Source organism: Klebsiella sp. JN_Kp126, from assembly GCF_033843325.1.
Lineage (GTDB): Bacteria > Pseudomonadota > Gammaproteobacteria > Enterobacterales > Enterobacteriaceae > Klebsiella > Klebsiella michiganensis.
In genome coordinates this window covers 41,948-57,697 of the sequence record NZ_JAWXQV010000075.1, presented here as the reverse complement: position 1 = coordinate 57,697, position 15,750 = coordinate 41,948, and the positions used below count along the sequence as shown (strand labels likewise).

15 protein-coding genes and 2 pseudogenes are annotated in these 15,750 nt (G+C 53.8%); 8 read left to right on the top strand and 9 right to left on the bottom strand.

The features are described from left to right. Positions 1-47: 47 nt before the first annotated feature. A pseudogene (locus SIK97_RS17785) lies at positions 48-218 on the bottom strand (ATP-binding cassette domain-containing protein); the annotation flags it as partial. A 332-nt stretch (positions 219-550) separates the two neighbouring features. On the opposite strand from SIK97_RS17785, the gene SIK97_RS17780 reads away from it, so the two are divergent. Then, positions 551-760 (top strand): YdgH/BhsA/McbA-like domain containing protein, encoded by a 210-nt coding sequence (locus SIK97_RS17780; RefSeq protein WP_057173795.1) that lies wholly within the window; start codon positions 551-553, stop codon positions 758-760. 71 nt (positions 761-831) lie between these two features. Further along, positions 832-1,020, top strand: coding sequence for a hypothetical protein (locus tag SIK97_RS17775; RefSeq protein WP_004134116.1), 189 nt, complete (start codon positions 832-834; stop codon positions 1,018-1,020). Between the two features lie 41 nt (positions 1,021-1,061). Here SIK97_RS17775 and SIK97_RS17770 read toward each other — a convergent pair whose 3' ends face one another. Further along, entirely contained in the window at positions 1,062-1,337 is a 276-nt protein-coding gene (locus SIK97_RS17770) for a VF530 family DNA-binding protein (RefSeq protein WP_014229464.1), read from the bottom strand. Between the two features lie 271 nt (positions 1,338-1,608). On the opposite strand from SIK97_RS17770, the gene SIK97_RS17765 reads away from it, so the two are divergent. The 4 genes from SIK97_RS17765 to SIK97_RS17750 all read left to right on the top strand — a co-directional run bounded on the left by SIK97_RS17765 (position 1,609) and on the right by SIK97_RS17750 (position 5,041). Then, positions 1,609-2,637 (top strand): isopenicillin N synthase family dioxygenase, encoded by a 1,029-nt coding sequence (locus SIK97_RS17765; protein ID WP_057173794.1) that lies wholly within the window; start codon positions 1,609-1,611, stop codon positions 2,635-2,637. A gap of 153 nt (positions 2,638-2,790) precedes the next feature. Further along, positions 2,791-3,597 carry a MetQ/NlpA family ABC transporter substrate-binding protein gene (locus tag SIK97_RS17760; protein ID WP_032749045.1) on the top strand — a complete coding sequence of 269 codons (807 nt, stop codon included), beginning with the start codon at positions 2,791-2,793 and terminating at the stop codon, positions 3,595-3,597. After that, positions 3,594-4,385 carry a methionine ABC transporter ATP-binding protein gene (locus SIK97_RS17755; RefSeq protein WP_014229467.1) on the top strand — a complete coding sequence of 264 codons (792 nt, stop codon included), beginning with the start codon at positions 3,594-3,596 and terminating at the stop codon, positions 4,383-4,385. The genes SIK97_RS17760 and SIK97_RS17755 overlap by 4 nt, the downstream gene beginning before the upstream one ends. Next, positions 4,382-5,041 (top strand): methionine ABC transporter permease, encoded by a 660-nt coding sequence (locus tag SIK97_RS17750; RefSeq protein ID WP_009654800.1) that lies wholly within the window; start codon positions 4,382-4,384, stop codon positions 5,039-5,041. The genes SIK97_RS17755 and SIK97_RS17750 overlap by 4 nt, the downstream gene beginning before the upstream one ends. A 31-nt stretch (positions 5,042-5,072) precedes the next feature. Here SIK97_RS17750 and SIK97_RS17745 read toward each other — a convergent pair whose 3' ends face one another. Continuing rightward, positions 5,073-6,119: an NAD(P)H-dependent flavin oxidoreductase gene (locus tag SIK97_RS17745; RefSeq protein WP_057173793.1), complete on the bottom strand. Its 1,047-nt coding sequence runs from the start codon at positions 6,117-6,119 to the stop codon at positions 5,073-5,075. 92 nt (positions 6,120-6,211) lie between these two features. Here SIK97_RS17745 and SIK97_RS17740 point away from each other — a divergent pair, with 92 nt between their 5' ends. Beyond that, positions 6,212-7,048 (top strand): LysR family transcriptional regulator, encoded by an 837-nt coding sequence (locus tag SIK97_RS17740; protein ID WP_057173792.1) that lies wholly within the window; start codon positions 6,212-6,214, stop codon positions 7,046-7,048. Here SIK97_RS17740 and SIK97_RS17735 read toward each other — a convergent pair. Both SIK97_RS17735 and SIK97_RS17730 read right to left on the bottom strand, forming a co-directional pair. Next, on the bottom strand, positions 7,031-8,218 hold the full coding sequence (locus SIK97_RS17735; protein ID WP_049080278.1) for a YbfB/YjiJ family MFS transporter: 1,188 nt from the start codon (positions 8,216-8,218) through the stop codon (positions 7,031-7,033). The genes SIK97_RS17740 and SIK97_RS17735 overlap by 18 nt on opposite strands. 207 nt (positions 8,219-8,425) lie before the next feature. Next, on the bottom strand, positions 8,426-9,046 hold the full coding sequence (locus SIK97_RS17730; RefSeq protein WP_047723770.1) for a LysE family translocator: 621 nt from the start codon (positions 9,044-9,046) through the stop codon (positions 8,426-8,428). A 156-nt stretch (positions 9,047-9,202) separates the two neighbouring features. On the opposite strand from SIK97_RS17730, the pseudogene SIK97_RS17725 reads away from it, so the two are divergent. Continuing rightward, positions 9,203-9,427, top strand: a pseudogene (locus tag SIK97_RS17725) (VOC family protein); the annotation flags it as partial. Positions 9,428-10,041: 614 nt separating this feature from the next. Here the strand turns inward: SIK97_RS17725 and SIK97_RS17720 are convergent. The 4 genes from SIK97_RS17720 to SIK97_RS17705 form a co-directional block, all read right to left on the bottom strand. Continuing rightward, entirely contained in the window at positions 10,042-10,539 is a 498-nt protein-coding gene (locus SIK97_RS17720) for a MarR family winged helix-turn-helix transcriptional regulator (RefSeq protein ID WP_047723769.1), read from the bottom strand. A 110-nt stretch (positions 10,540-10,649) separates the two neighbouring features. After that, positions 10,650-11,045 carry a nuclear transport factor 2 family protein gene (locus SIK97_RS17715; RefSeq protein ID WP_004120009.1) on the bottom strand — a complete coding sequence of 132 codons (396 nt, stop codon included), beginning with the start codon at positions 11,043-11,045 and terminating at the stop codon, positions 10,650-10,652. A 36-nt stretch (positions 11,046-11,081) separates the two neighbouring features. Further along, on the bottom strand, positions 11,082-15,452 hold the full coding sequence (locus tag SIK97_RS17710) for a non-ribosomal peptide synthetase (protein ID WP_057174076.1): 4,371 nt from the start codon (positions 15,450-15,452) through the stop codon (positions 11,082-11,084). 65 nt (positions 15,453-15,517) lie between these two features. After that, a complete protein-coding gene (locus SIK97_RS17705) occupies positions 15,518-15,748 on the bottom strand; it encodes an acyl carrier protein (RefSeq protein WP_047723767.1) in 231 nt (76 codons plus the stop codon). Positions 15,749-15,750 lie beyond the last annotated feature (2 nt).

Genomic DNA, 15,750 nt, shown 5'->3' with positions numbered 1-15,750 from the left:
CAAAACTCTATGCCTGTCTTTTTTCACCCGCCCATTACTGGGGATTCCTCAGCGCTATCGGCAGGCTCTAAGAAATTAAGCGTACGTAATAGCGTGGTTTTCCCCGAGCCGCTGGGGCCAATAATGCAAATAATCTCGCCGGAATGAATGCTGAGCGATACCTCTTTTAGCACTCTTTCACCGGAGAAGCTTTTACTGATCTTATTGAGCGTTATCATAATGAGATATTCGTGAATAATGATTATTTGCCGCACACCGGCATTTATTGCTGTACAAAAACTATATTGCCGCCGTTCAGATGATAGCAAACAAGAAAATCATCTATCGAAAGTCAAAAAATAACTTTTTATATATTTGTTATGACAATGAGGCTTGATTGTAATCAAACCTTATTTACAAAACAGAATTGCGGTAACCGACATTTTTATTCAAATTTACTGAACAATGAGAACAAATTGTTTCGATTTTAATCATCGCGTCGTCGGCCTATTATTTATCACATCGGGGCAACATCGCTCCAACACTGACAAAACGCTTAAGGAATACGACCATGAAATCCATCAAAAATTTCGTTGCAGTTGCCGCACTCTCTATGATCTCTTTCGGTACTTTTGCGCAGAGCATCAGCGCCAGCGCTTCCACACTGGACCGCGCAGAAGCCAAAATTGCCGCTAAGGCCGCAGAGCAAGGCGCCTCTTACAAAATCACCAGCGCTCAGTTCAATAACCGCGTGCATATGACCGCAGAACTGACGAAATAAAATTTGAAACATTGCCGGGCCGCCGGAAGACACAGGCGACAGCGACAACACGATGAAATAAGGAACAGAATATGAAAAATATCGGCGTAGTCACCGCACTGCTGTTAGCCGCTACACTTTCGTCCGGGGCGATGGCCGCAGAGAATAGCTTTGCGCGTCCGGAGGCAGGTTCAAATATCGACACGTCCGTGCATCAGAATCATATTGATGTCAGCCATGCCTTTGATAAAGAGAGCCTGACCGCAGGCAATCTTCAGTAACACACAGCCCAGGGCGCGCGCGGAATTATCCGCTGCGCGCCCTACTTTTTCTGCCAGTGTGCCCACGGATTATCCGCCGGCGCTTCCGCTTTTGCCGTATCGGTATCGGACAACGAATCGATATACAGCGCTTCCACTTCTTTACGCGCCCACGGCGTGCGGCGTAAAAACTTCAGGCTCGACTTAATACTCGGCTCGCTTTTAAAGCAGTTGATGTTGATGCGTTTCGCCAGTTCGGCCCAGCCATATCGCGCGACCAGCGCGTTTAACAGCGCTTCCAGCGTGATGCCGTGCAGAGGATCGTTTGGGTGCTGCATTGCGTCTCTTTACCTGAATTAAAAATTTCGCTCACCATACTGGCTCCCGACGCCAATCGCAACAGCCCCGCCTCCCCCTTATCCAAAATTCGCAAAAGCACAGAACCCTCCACGGTCATAAATTAGAAAAGAACGTTATTGGTTGATTATTTTCGCTTAAGGCAAGCTGGCTTCAACCACCCGACTGAGGAATCGATCATGCGCTGTTGTTGTCCCCGAACCCTGAATCTGAATCGACGAAAACACCTGAATACCGCCTTCGGAGAACACAATGAACGCGACAACCTTACCGATACTGGATCTGGCCCGCTACGCGGACCCCGCTGAAAAAGCGGCGTTTCTCGCCGACCTGCGCCACGCCGCCCGCGATATCGGTTTCTTTTATCTGATCAACCACGGCGTCGATGAGTCGCTGCAGCAGGCCGTGCAGCAGCAATCCCGCGCCTTTTTTGCCCTGCCCGACGATCAAAAGCAGAGGGTGGCAATGATTCACTCTCCGCATTTTCGCGGCTACAACCGCGCCGCTTCTGAATTAACCCGCGGTCAACCCGACTGGCGCGAGCAGTTCGATATCGGCGCCGAGCGCCCGGCCCTGCAGCTTAGCGAACGCGCGCCGCGCTGGCAGCGCCTGCAGGGGCCGAATCTCTGGCCAGAGGCGTTGCCCTCGCTCAAACCCACATTACTGACCTGGCAACGGGAAATGACCCAGGCTGGGATCACCCTGCTGCGCGCCTTCGCCGAATCGCTGCGCCTGCCGCTGGATGCCTTCGATGGCCTGTATGGCGATAAGCCCAATGAACATATCAAGCTGATCCGCTATCCCGGCCAGCAGGAGACCCAGAGCGCCCAGGGCGTTGGCGCGCATAAGGACTCCGGCTTCCTCAGCTTCCTGCTGCAGGATGAGCAGAAAGGATTGCAGGTCGAAGTCTCCCCTGACCGCTGGATTGACGCGACCCCGCTGGCGGGCAGCTTTGTGGTGAATATCGGCGAGCTGCTGGAGCTGGCAACCAACGGCTATCTGCGGGCAACGGTGCACCGGGTCGTTTCGCCGCCTGCCGACCAGCAGCGGCTGTCGATCGCTTTCTTCCTCGGCGCCCAGCTGGATGCCGTGGTCCCCGTCTACACGCTGCCCGACGAGCTGGCCCGCGAAGCCCTCGGACCGGATAGCGACCCGCAAAACCCGCTGCTGCGCGAGGTGGGCTGGAATTACCTGAAAGGGCGTCTGCGTTCGCATCCTGATGTCGCCGAGCGCTACTACCAGGATGTTTTTCGCGAACGCGCCGAGCAATTGATCGTGTAGACCCTAAATAATTCGGGTTGCAGGCAGGCGGCAAGTCAGTGAATCCCGATGAGCTTACTCTGGTAAGTGATTCGGGTGAGCGCGCGCAGCCAACGCACATGCAATTTGAAGTATGACGGGTATAAACATAACAACAACACAAGGAATAAGATGATGAAATATGCCGCATTTAAACTGGCAGGGGTTGCACTGTCTCTCTCTCTGGCATGGAGTTCCGCCCAGGCCGCCGCGCTGCGCGTCGCCGCGGACCCGGTGCCGCACGCCGAGATCCTTAACTACATTAAGAAGATCGATCCCAGCCTCGACCTGAAAATCGTCGAACTCACCAGCGGCGTTAACGCCAACGAACTGCTGGCCAACGGCGATGTCGATGCCAACTACTTCCAGCACGTCCCCTATCTGAAAGATCAGGAGAAAGCGCTGGGCAAAACCTTCGCCGTCGCGGCGACCGTCCATATTGAGCCGCTGGGGATCTATTCGCGCAAGCATAAAGATTTTAAATCGCTGCCCGAGAACGCCACCGTGGCGGTACCGAATAACACCACCAACCTGAGCCGCGCGCTGTTCCTGCTGCAAAATCAGGGTTTGATTAAGCTGGCGGCAAAATTTACCGACCCGGCGACCACCCTGGCGACGCCGAAAGATATCGTGGAAAACCCGAAGCACCTGAAAATCCTTGAGATTGAATCACCGCAGATCCCGCGGTCGCTGGATGACGTTGACCTGGCGGTGATAAACGGCAACTACGCGCTGGAAGCCGGGCTGGTGCCGGCCAAAGACGCGCTGGGTCTGGAGAGCGCGACCCACAACCCGTACGCCAACATTCTGGTGACAACGCCGGCGCTGGCGAACGATCCGCGCATCAAGGCGCTGGCCAAAGACCTCACCTCGCCGCAGGTTGCCGAATTTATTCGTAAGCAATATAACGGCTCGGTGATCCCGGTTGCTCCTCAGTCATGATTGAGATTGTCGGGCTGAGTAAAACCTATGCCGGAACAGGCCGACCGGCGCTAAACGATGTCTCTCTGCAGGTGCCGAGAGGAGCCGTTTACGGCATCCTCGGCCGCAGCGGTGCAGGCAAAAGTACGCTGATACGCTGCCTGAATCTGCTGGAGCGGCCCACGTCGGGCCGCATTATTGTGAACGGGAACGATATTACCCGGATGGATAAAACCGCGCTGCGCGAGTACCGGCTGCGTACCGGCATGATCTTCCAGCACTTTAATTTACTTCACGCCCGCAGCGTCGCCGACAATGTCGCGGTGCCGCTGGAGATAGCCAAAGTGCCGAAAGCCGCCCGCCAGGCGCGGGTGGCGGAGCTGCTGGAACTGGTCGGGCTGGCGGATAAAGCCGCCGCCTTTCCGTCACAGCTTTCCGGCGGGCAAAAACAGCGCGTGGGGATCGCCCGCGCGCTGGCCGCGCGGCCGGATGTGCTGCTGTGCGATGAGGCCACCAGCGCCCTCGACCCCGAGACCACGGCCTCGGTGCTCAGCCTGCTGGCGGATATCAACCAAAAGCTGAACCTCACCATCGTGCTGATCACCCATGAGCTGGAAGTGGTGAAAACCCTCTGCGACCACGCAGCGCTGCTGGAGCACGGGGAGATTATTGAAAGCGGCAGAATTGCCGATTTGCTGGTGGCGCCATGGTCGCGGCTACGGCAGTCGCTGCTGCACGATCCTCAGGCAGAGCGGGATTTCCTCGCTCGCCACGGTTTTCACGGGAGGCCATTATGCGGAGTAGCATGAGTTGGGAAGATCTCTGGCCGCTGCTGCTTCAGGGCACGGTAGATACCGTTTATATGGTCGGCCTGGCGGCGCTGTTTACCGTGCTGCTCGGGCTGCCGACCGGCGTGCTGCTGTTTGTTTCACGCCGCAACGGCCTGGCGCCGATGCCGAAGCTCAACGCCGTGCTGGGCGCGATTATCAACTTTGGTCGTTCGCTGCCGTTTATCGTGCTGCTGATCGCGCTGATCCCGTTCACCCGGCTGATTATTGGCACCACCCTCGGCAGTACCGCCGCGGTGGTTCCGGTCACCATTGGCGCCTTTCCGTTCTTTGCGCGGCTGACGGAGAACGCGCTGGATGAAGTGGATTACGGGCGTATCGAGGCGATTTTATCGATGGGCGGTAATATCTGGCACGTGATCTTTAAATCGCTGCTGCCGGAAGCGCTGCCGACGCTGCTGGCCGGCATCACGCTGACCATCGTTATGCTGATCGGCTTCTCTTCGATGGCGGGCGTGATTGGCGGCGGCGGACTGGGCGATCTGGCCATTCGCTACGGCTATCAGCGCTTCAATAACGAGGTGATGTTCGGTACCGTGCTCATTCTGGTCGCGCTGGTGCAGGGCGTGCAGATGGCCGGCGACCGTCTGGTCCGCGGCCTCGCCCACCGTCGTTAACAATAAGCGGATGGCCGCGCGCCATCCGCGATTAAAACCCGCTTTCGCGCACCAGGGTGCGTATCAGCTCCGCTGCCGGCAGCTCGCGAATCAGGCTCACCCCCTGCCCGGCCCAGTGCGCACCGTACTGACGATCTCCCTGCGCTTTCGCCGCCGATGCCAGCGCCTTCCCGGCGTCGTAAGCCACGGGATAAGCCGGAATCAGCGGTGGATCGTTTATTTCACGCCAGCCGTTAACCAGACATCTCGCCGGGCGTCCGGAAATGGCTGAGGTTAAAACCGTTTGCCCGTCAGATGCGCTTTTAAGGGCCTCACGGTATCCGCCATCCGTGGACGATTCCGGGCACAGCAGAAACGCCGTCCCTAGCTGCGCCCCGTCTGCGCCCAGGTTCATTACGCTGTTAATTCCCGCGCCGTCCATCACGCCGCCAGCGGCGATAAGCGGAATATCGGTATGCCGTCTTATCGTCTGAACCAGAGTAAAGGTGCTCATCTGCCCGTCGGGCGCCAGCGGATCAAAGATGCCGCGATGGCCGCCGGCCTCGTAGCCCTGCGCCACCACCATATCGATTCCCTGCTCTACGGCCAGCAGCGCCTCTGCCACGCTGGTCGCGCTCGCCAGAGTGACGATCCCCTTTTCCCGCAGTCGGCGAAGGGTTTCACGATCCGGCACGCCAAAATGAAAGCTCACCGCCGCCGGAGTCAGGTCGAGCAGCAGCTCGGCCATCCGCGGCTGCTGCTGAAAACTGAGATAAATTTCCGCCAGCGTCTCCGGCGGCAAGCTGCCAAAGCGCGCAAATTCCGGGCGCAGCCGCGCCAGCCACCGGGCTTCACGCTGCGGATCCCTTACCGCCGGGGCGTGGCAAAACAGATTGACGTTAAACGGACGGGTGGTTAAGCGCCGGGTCCGGTTAATCAGCGTTTCAGCCTGCTCTACGGTTGACGAGCCCAGCCCCAGCGAGCCGAGCGCGCCGGCCCCGCTGACCGCTGCCACCAGTTCCGGCGTCGACACGCCGGCCATCGGCGCCTGAATAATGGGGTAATCAATATCAAGCTGCTGCGTAAGCCTGTTGCTCATGGTTTGCCCTGTTGAAATTTGTGCGTTCGGGCCATTAAAATCTCTTTTAGAGATGATAAGATCAACATTATTTTCAAATTAAGAATAAAAATATGAACCACACCACATTAGAGATTTTTAAAACGGTGGCGCAAGAGCGCAGCGTCACCAGCGCGGCAAAGCGGCTGGGGCGCGCCCAGTCCAATATCACCACCCGCATTCACCAGTTGGAAGAGGAGCTGGGCGTGGAGCTGTTTGCCCGCGGCAATAAAAGGATGCTGCTGTCCCCCGCCGGTGAACATTTTTTGGGCTACGCGCTGAAGATCCTCAGCCTGGCCGAAGAGGCCAGACAGGCGCTGCATCCGGCGACGCCGGGCGGCAATTTACGCATGGGGGCGATGGACGCCACCGCCGCCAGCCGCCTGCCGCCGCTGCTTCCCCGGTTTCGCGCGCTGTGCCCGGAGGTGACGCTCACCCTCAAAACCCAGCCCACCCGTCAGCTGACCCAACAGGTGCTGGACGCCGCGCTGGATTGCGCGCTGGTGAGCCTGCCGCAGGGAACGCCTCCGCCCGATGACCTGGAGTACGTATCCATCTTTAAAGAACAGCTGCTGCTGGTGCTTCCCGCCAGCCCACAGCGCTTTCGCTTTGCCGCCTTTGCGCAGGGCTGTACCTACCGGGCGATGGGCGAAGCGTTTCTGGCGCATTCAGAGGAGGTGGAGAGCGAGATCCAGGACGTCGGCTCCTATCACGCGATGCTCGCCTGCGTCGCCTCCGGCGGCTATGCCGGTATCGTGCCGCAGAGCGTGCTCGATATCCTGACGCTGCCCGAAGCCAGCCAGCTGCGGCCGGTTGGCCAGGCGATCACCCAGCTTATCTGGCGCAAAGGCTACGCGTCTCCCGCTCTCGAGAAAATGCGCCAGCTTCTGGAGTCAGCCTCCGACCTTTGACGCTCGCCCCGCCCCTGCCGCCACCAGCGCGGCGGCAGCCAGCAGCGCAATGGCGGCCGCGCTCAGCGAAGGATTAAACGACCCGCTGCGGTCATACAGCGTTCCGGCAACCAGCGGGCCGACGATTTGCCCGATGCCGTAGGTCGCGGTCATGGCGGCAATCATATTGAACGAAACCAGATGATTAAGCCGCCGCCCCTCGGACAGCGCGATGGTCACGGTGCCCAAAAAGGTGCAACCCACCAGCAGCGCGCTCAATATGCAAAACGGTAACGCATGGCTCCACGCCGGGAGAATGACGCCGATTGCCTGAATCAGCAAATTAAGGGTAAACGCGCGTCGGTAGCCGAGCTTGATGACCAGCCGATGCCAGATAAAGCAGGAGGGAACGGCGGCGAGGCCGAAAATGGCCCAGATCTGCACCGGATCGATAACGTTCAGCGAACCGCTGAGAAACAGCGGAAGATAGGTGGCGGTAATAATGTAGCCGAAGCCGGCCAGGCCATAAATCAGCAGCAGTTTCCACGCCTCCCGCCCCCGCCCCTCGCCCTCCTCGCGGTGTGCGGTCGCGGCGGGTTGATAAGCGATAAGGTAGTCGGCGGGGCTCAGCAGCAGACGCAGCGCGAGAACAAAAAGCACGCCAGAGCTTATCGCGCATATCAGCCATATCTGCTGGCTGGAGAGCGCCAGCGCCTTCCCCAGGGAGATAAATTCCGCCGACAAGAATATCCCCATTCCGACGCCAGAAAAAAGCACCGGCGCGCCGTTAGGGTGCTTCATATGCTGCAGTAGCCAGAGGGAGGCGGCGATCAGCGTCACCGCGCTGAGTAATCCGGCAATTCCGCGCACCACAATAATCGCCAGGGGGGAAACCAGGAACGCCAGTAAGGCCAGGCACACCAGCGTCAACAGTGCGGAAAGCAGGCTTAGCCACCTGGCGTCCGCAGGCCTGGCTTTCGCCAGCAGCAGCGCGCCGGCCAGATAGCCGGCATAGTTCGCCGAAGCGGCAAGATTACCTTCACGCAGCGTCAGCAGCTGCTCATTGAGCATCAGCGGCAGGATCCCGGTATAGGCAAACCGGCCATAGCCCATGCCAACGATCAGCACGACCGAACCGGCCAGCGCCAGCAGAAAGGCCTTCCATTCCGGCCTGGTTGCAAAAACGTTCACCCACTCCCCTCCATTATTATTCTCAAATAAAGAATCATCAATAATAATCATTCTTTATTTATTATGATTTCGCTTGCCACGATGCGCAAGCAGCGCCATGCGGCAGCGCCCGGCCTGCGGGGAGAAACTTTACGGCAACGGCCGGGGGATGCTTCGGCGAGTAACGAAATGTGGAGTGAGGCGCTGGACATCCTTGTCCAGAGGGATTTAACGGTGGCTAAAAGCCAGTTTGGCAGCAAATAACATAAAGAGGCCGCCGGTTGCGCGGTCCATCCACCGAATAAATAGCGGCGTCTTTAATAGCCGAGCGGCAGAGCGGCTGGTCAGGATTAGCGTTAACGACCAGAGCGTCCCGATCGCCACGTGGATGGCGACCAGCAGGAACGTCCAGACGATGGGCGAGTGGCCGGTCGGAATAAACTGCGGCAGGAAAGAGACGTAAAAGATCCCCATTTTCGGATTGAGCACATTGCCCATCATCCCTTTTAAAAACCAGTTACTTGCCGGCGCCGTCGCCCTGTCCTGATGAACAAAATGGCCGCGCGGCTTGAGAATTAACTGAATGCCCAGCCAGCATAAATAGGCGGCCCCGCACCATTTGAGCAGGTCATACGCCAGCTCCGATGCCGCCAGCAGCGCCCCAAGACCGAAGGCGACCGCCGCCCCCCAGATAAAACATCCCGTATCAATGCCCAGCGCCGCCTGAAAGGCTTTTTTTCCGCCTTCAACGGTCGCGGTTCGCAGAATTAAAGCGGTATCCAGGCCTGGGGTAAGGGTGAGCAACAGCGCAGCAAAAGAGTAAGCAAGAAGGGAATCAGCAACGGACATTTTCTCTCTCCGAAAGCGAAGATTCTAGATAAAACGCGCCGCAGAGACAATCGAATAAATTCGCTTTGCCGGGCGCGTTAAAAGCTCTTTGTGACAAATGGCCGCCGCAAAAGCGGATACAGTCAATCGACCAAACCTTTATCGATACAGGCTGTTATGACGCTTAACGCTATCCGCATCGCCAGGCCGGTCACCGACCTTTCACTCAGTTGCCACATGTACTGCACAGGCCTTGGGCTGGAGCAAATCGCGCAGTTTGCCGATCATGACGGCTTTAGCGGCGTGATGGTCGGACGCAGCGATCTCGGCTGGCATCTTGAATTCACCCTCTGCCATCATCATTCAGTGGCGCCCTCTCCGGGTACCTCTGTTCTTTTTTATGCCTTCTGTGAATTCCTATATGTTTTTGATTTAACGGGTTGGGGTAAAAGTCTTTCTGCTATGTTTTGATTTATTCCTTCGTATCCGGAGAATGTTGAGTCAGATTGCGGGTCATTCAGTTATGTGCATAAAGCGCAGCATCTGGCAGCCAGAATCGAAATGATACAGTGGTGGTCAGATTTTTTTGAAGAATGCACAGAAGAGTATGTTACATATGACATATATGCGCGGCGGCGTAAAATAATTCCGTTATCTGAATAGACTGTAAATCTGCACAAAAGCAGCAAAAAAGATTAAATCACCTTCAATTAAATACCATCGTTCACTGCAAGAAAACGTATTAACTCAGACTTGAAAAAATACTGTTACGCCACAAAAACGCCCCCTTATCGCAAAGCTGGCTTTATACGAAGAGGGAACTGCCAGGTCAAAACTGACTTTTTTATGTTCTGCATTTAAAAAAATCTCACCATAACTTATATATATAGCTCGCGTTCAACATCATCCCATAGTAATATTTTAGCACAATCCCTATGCCATATATTCGATTGCGCATTAGGCAAAGAGAACTTCGCGCCAGCGACCAGTTTAGCGTTTTATCACCATAAACCTTATTAATTTTCGCTGGTGTCTTCGAGTTTACCTTTAATATTCTCATGTAATATATTTGCAGCCCTTGTACAGAGCTCAGCGAAAATAGCAATTTCGCCCTGAGACATGCAGGATGCCACCTGCTCAGCCATGATGCGCCTGCTGGACTCTGCAGAATTCAGGAACTCAATACCTTTTTCCGTAATCCGCGTCAGCATTTCTCTTTTGTCGCTTTCTGCCGATTCCTGTTCAACAAAGTGCTTATCCTTCAACATCCTCAGAATTTTGGACATTTTACTACGCGCAAATCCGAGCTTTTCACCAATTGCGCTTGGAGTCATCGGCTGGAACTGACGCAAAATATACAATGTATCGTACTGCGGCCAGTTAATGCCATCAGGATTAATCAACGAGCGACGTGCAACAAGTACACATTGCAAATTTCCTAAAGCATCTTCAAATTGACGACTCAATGATATTTCGCGCTCGGAACCACTAGCCACTTTTTTATTCATTTCCATACATTCTCCTGATGCCGTTTACAATAAGTTAAGCTTACCATTTTACCACATCCCTTCAAGGAATGAAAAGTCATCATAACTTTCGCCCTATTAATAAAACAAGAACTATCCTACTCATCCTGAAAGATATATTCTCTATTTAACACATCCTCATAATCTATTAACTCTGTTATCTCGCCATTATTCATTTTAATCACATTAATATACAACAAAGAGAACTGCTTTCCATCCGGCAGAGTATTTCCATGTAGTTTATATTCAACAATGACGACATCGGGATTATTCGTATAGTGGAATCGTTCATCCTCTATGGAGGTAAAGCGTAAGGGCGCAACGCCAAAGCCATTAGCATAGTGTAAGCGAATATTATCACGTCCAATAATCACCTCCCTGTTGCGACGAAAAGGCAACGACAAACGTCCATTAACAGAGAAAAGGGATGCCAGCTTATCCGATGACTTCTCCATCACTGCCGAAATATATTTATCAAATAATGCCGGAACCATTTTATTATCCTCTTGATGAAATTGATAAAAGTATTGTTAGACGATTTCTTTCTGCCGCTGGAAATAAACGATCATACGTTTGAATGTCTCCTCCGACAGTTCAGGAAAGCGCAAACCCAATTGTGCAATACGCTTAGTCGTCTCTGGATTACCGTAGGCGTTGTCGCCAGTATCCAACAAATTCTCTTTAAAGAGATGAATGACCGGCCCCAGCGCAACCTCGCGCCCCTGGGTGACACACAGCTCAAGTTGTTGCAACCACTCGCCGTCAGAAGTCGTTTCCAACGGATAACCCAGAGAACGAATCGCCCGATACACCGGATCAAACCGAGTGCTCTGAGGATGGAAAATATGGAAGTTTTCCTGTCGCGTAGCCTCTGAACGCGCTAAGGCAACTATCGCTTCAGCGACAAAGTCGACAGGCAGCAGGTCCGTTGATAGTGAAGACGGATCCGGCGCCAATCCCATCTGGATAAAGCTTTTTATCTGTCGCCATAAAAAATCATCGCTCTGGCAGGCCCCACTTCGGCTATCTCCGCCAATACGTCCTATGCGAAATACGTTAGCGTCAAGTCCTTGTTCTCTGGCCTGTATAACATAGCGTTCAGCCACCCACTTACTTTGCGTGTAACCTATCGACAGTGCTTCCGGGTGCCCCGGTACACAATGTTCCACGATAGGCGATTCAGGATAGCGTGGAGAAAATACGGCGATAGTGGATAAATAGTGCAGCGTTTTTCGTCCGCCACAACCGCAGAAAGCTAAAATATTCAGCGTACCCTGCACATTTGACTGTTTTACCGAAGAATAAGAGAGCAAAAAATTAATCTGTGCGGCCGCATGGAATACCGTGTCCACTCGCTCTGCCAAACGGCTATACGCTTCAGAGCTTAACCCTAAATTGCGCTGGCCAACATCGCCGAGGCAAACTTCAACCCGGGAAAAATCAATCTCATCGGCGATTCCGTAACGCAACGCATTTTCACGCAAACGAGCCAATGCGTGCTCATGCGTCCTGGCTCTTATCATGCAGAGCACGGATTGAGTCCCGGCCAATAGCAATGAACGCAGCAGGTAGATGCCCAAAAATCCTGTCGCCCCGGTAAGCAGCGTCAGCCCAGGGGTTGAACACACACACCCCTGCCAATGTATACGTTCATATCCATCCTGAACAAAGGAACGATCAACGGCATCGACGCGCCCCTTTTCACTGGCAATATAGCCGTCGATGGACTCAGCCATAGCCGACAAGGTTGGGTGATTAAATAACAAACGTAGAGGAATATCGCAATCGAACGCCTTACGCAGCAGAAAAACCAGCTGTGTGGCCAACAAAGAATGCCCACCAATGGCGAAAAAATCATCGTGCAGTGCGATGTGACGTCCCGGAAATAATGTTTCCCATAGCGCCCTGACCTGCTCCTGAGTTTTCGTCAGAGACCGCTCTGGCATCTGCGTTGATGATTCAACAATAATATCCACCTTAAGCAACGCTTTACGATCGATTTTCCCGCTAGGCGTGGTAGGCAGCTTATCCACAAAGACCAACTCTGTGGGAACCATATACTCCGGCAGCACCAGGCGAAGGCCGCGTTTGATCTTATCCTTTTGATTGCCTTTATCATCCAATAAACCAGCAATAAAGGCGATGAGCTGCTGGCTTCCTGAATGATCTGCCCTGCCAACTACCGCTGAAACCTGCACGCCCTCCAGAGCATTGATGGCCGCCTCTACTTCTGACGGTTCGATCCTAAAACCGCGAATTTTTAACTGATTGTCTATCCTGCCAAGGTAGCTGAACCGATCGTCATGCTCCAGCCTCACCAGATCACCGGTACGATACGCGTGGCAACTTTGTGCTGCAAAGCCCTCAGCAGAGATAAAACGTCGAGCGCTTTCTTCACTTTTATTGTGATAGCCGGGAGACAGAAAATCGCTAGCGATAAGTAGTTCACCGGCGACACCGGCGGGAACCAGCTGCAGATGCTCATCCACCACCAACAGACTGAATCCGGGTAGAGGGTAACCAATGGACGCTGCATCTCCCCATTTATCGCTTTCCGGCGGCAGCACATACGCGGAACAAACGTGGCTTTCGGAGGGACCATAGAGATTAATCAGGCGAACGGGCTGCCTGAAAAAATGTTTAATATCCGCGGTGAGTACGAGCTGTTCCCCGGTGGAGTAGACCTCTTTTAAACTCGGGAATTGCCTGTTGGCCAATGCGCTCAAATGCGCGAACTGCTGCAAAGCAACATAGGGAAAATAGAGCCGATTAATTTCCTGCTCCAGGATCACCTCTTGCAGATGATCCAGATCTCTCCGCTCTTCTTCACTGGCAATATATAAGCGCCCGCCGCAGGCTAACGTGCCGAAGATCTCCTGAACCGATACATCAAAAGAAAGTGACATAAAATGCAGAGTACAATCTCCCTGACCGCACTCAGATACATCTCGTTGCCACTTAATCAGGTTATCGAGCGTTTTATTTAATAACCGTACTCCCTTGGGTTGCCCGGTTGAACCGGATGTATAAATGATATACAGCTCATCGTCGGGCATTCTTTTGATATAAGACCATTCCCCAGGGTACTCCGGGGGAATATCATCGATTAACAACAGAGGCACGGAGCCAGACACTGGGAATTTTTCTACCAGCGATCGCGTCGTGGCGATGCAGTCCACGCTGGCGTCCTGCAACATGTAACCAATGCGCTCTTGCGGGTATTGTGGATCGATCGGAATGTAGGCCGCGCCGGTTTTTAACACGCCAAGCAGAGTGGCAATCGCCTCGGCATTCCTTTCCAGTAATAACGCAACACGTTTGCCAGGAGCGATATTTAACTGCTGCTGCAGGTAAGCGGCAATCTGCCCTGAACGTTCCGCTAACCAACCATACGATCGTGTGCCATTAGCGGTAATTAACGCAGTATCCGCAGAGTGGCTTACAGCATGCTGATTGAAAGCCGCCAGAGCGTCAAATCGCCAGGCCTCCGCGCACGGCTTAAGGCTGGATCGAACAACCAGTTCACGACTTAACGGTGCATCCAACAGCCTCAGGGATGACAGTAATACCTCGCTGTCCTCGCCCATCGCGCTCAATAAATGGCGGAATATTTTCAGCCAGTAGTCAATGGTCTGCGGATGATACAACGCCGTCTTATACTCCAGCGTCAGCTTCCATTGCGGTTGTGCTTCAAAGAACAACGTCAGATCGTATTTTGCCATCTGGCTAAAATAGTCCTCCAGCATGACCTTAAAAGGTAAGTCGTTGAAAATATCCGTCCGGGTATCGGGCATAACCAGCAACGTTCTGAATAGTGGGCTGTCCTGCCCCGCGTTTTCACGCGACAGTGCGACAATTTCATTGAAAGGGATCAGCTTATTGAAATGTGCACCAATAAAAGATTGACGCACCTTTGCAGCCAGCGTCCTGACTGTGTCATCTTCATTGACCTGCACGCGAACAGGCAGAGTATTGATCATATATCCCGGCGTTTCGGCAAACTCGCTACGATCCCGCAGAGTAAAAGGTACGCCAACGGTAATATCGTTCTGCCCACTCATGCGGCTAAGGAAAAATTGCCAGCACATGGACATATACATAAAGGGAGTCATTGACAACGATCTTGCGTGCCGCTGTAGTGAGTCCGCTTCATGTTCGTTCAGGGCCTGCATGGTATAGGCGGCTTTGGTATCTTCCCGAAGACGACGGGGAAAATCGACCGGGAGGTCTGATAGTGGCGGAGCCGGATGCAGTGCCTGCCGCCAGTAATCCCGCATGTCTTCACACTCTGTCGCCGCAAGGGACGCTGCCTGCCAACGAGTAAATTCCTGATAGCTTCCCGTGCCGTTAAACGCTGGCAGAGCGCGTTTCTCGTCAAGCGCACAATAGATTTGCAGCAAATCATGCAAGACAATACGTACTGAGGGGGCATCAATAATGATGTGGTGGAAGCAGCATGCTAGCCAGGTTGTACCCGAGTCTGAACTGAGCATATTAATGATACTCAACGGACCCTCGGCTAGTGATAAACGACTAGCCGCCAGTTGTGCAGTCACCGATTCAGCCGTTTCATTCTGTCCGGATTTTCGATGGGAAAAAGAGAGATAGCCATCAGCGCCGATACGCTGCTGTAGTGTACCGTCAAGGTAAACAAAACGCGTTCTGAATATTTCATGGCGCGAGGTCAACTCAGCCACAGCGCGCTGCATAATATCAGCGTCCAGTGCCGCATTAACGGTCAGCAGCACTGGCACGTTATAGCATTGGGGCTGATCCAGCGTATTATCCAGCCACCACATTGCCTGCTGCCCGGGTGTCGCTGCCAGATACGTTACCGCAATTTCTCCACACGCCTTATTCAAACAGCCCTTATTTGACTCGCCGCTATTAAATGATGGCATTTTATCCCCCTCTTAAAATTCCCTGTAAAATCCTTCCTGATTGTTGGCAGTCCCAACTCCAGGTATTAAACCTGCTGCCTTTGCCGAATGGTCTGAGCCAGCGCGGCAATAGTTCCCGCTGTGAAAATGTCAGCCGGCGAGACAGCCAAATTGAATGCCTTGCTTACCATTGATGCTAACTTTATGAAATGTAATGAGTTACCACCCTGGTCTAATAAATTATCTTGCGGGTTAATCACCGCTGAATGAATAATCTCCTGCCAAATCGAGAGTAGCTGTTGCTCAACGTTGTCCATAT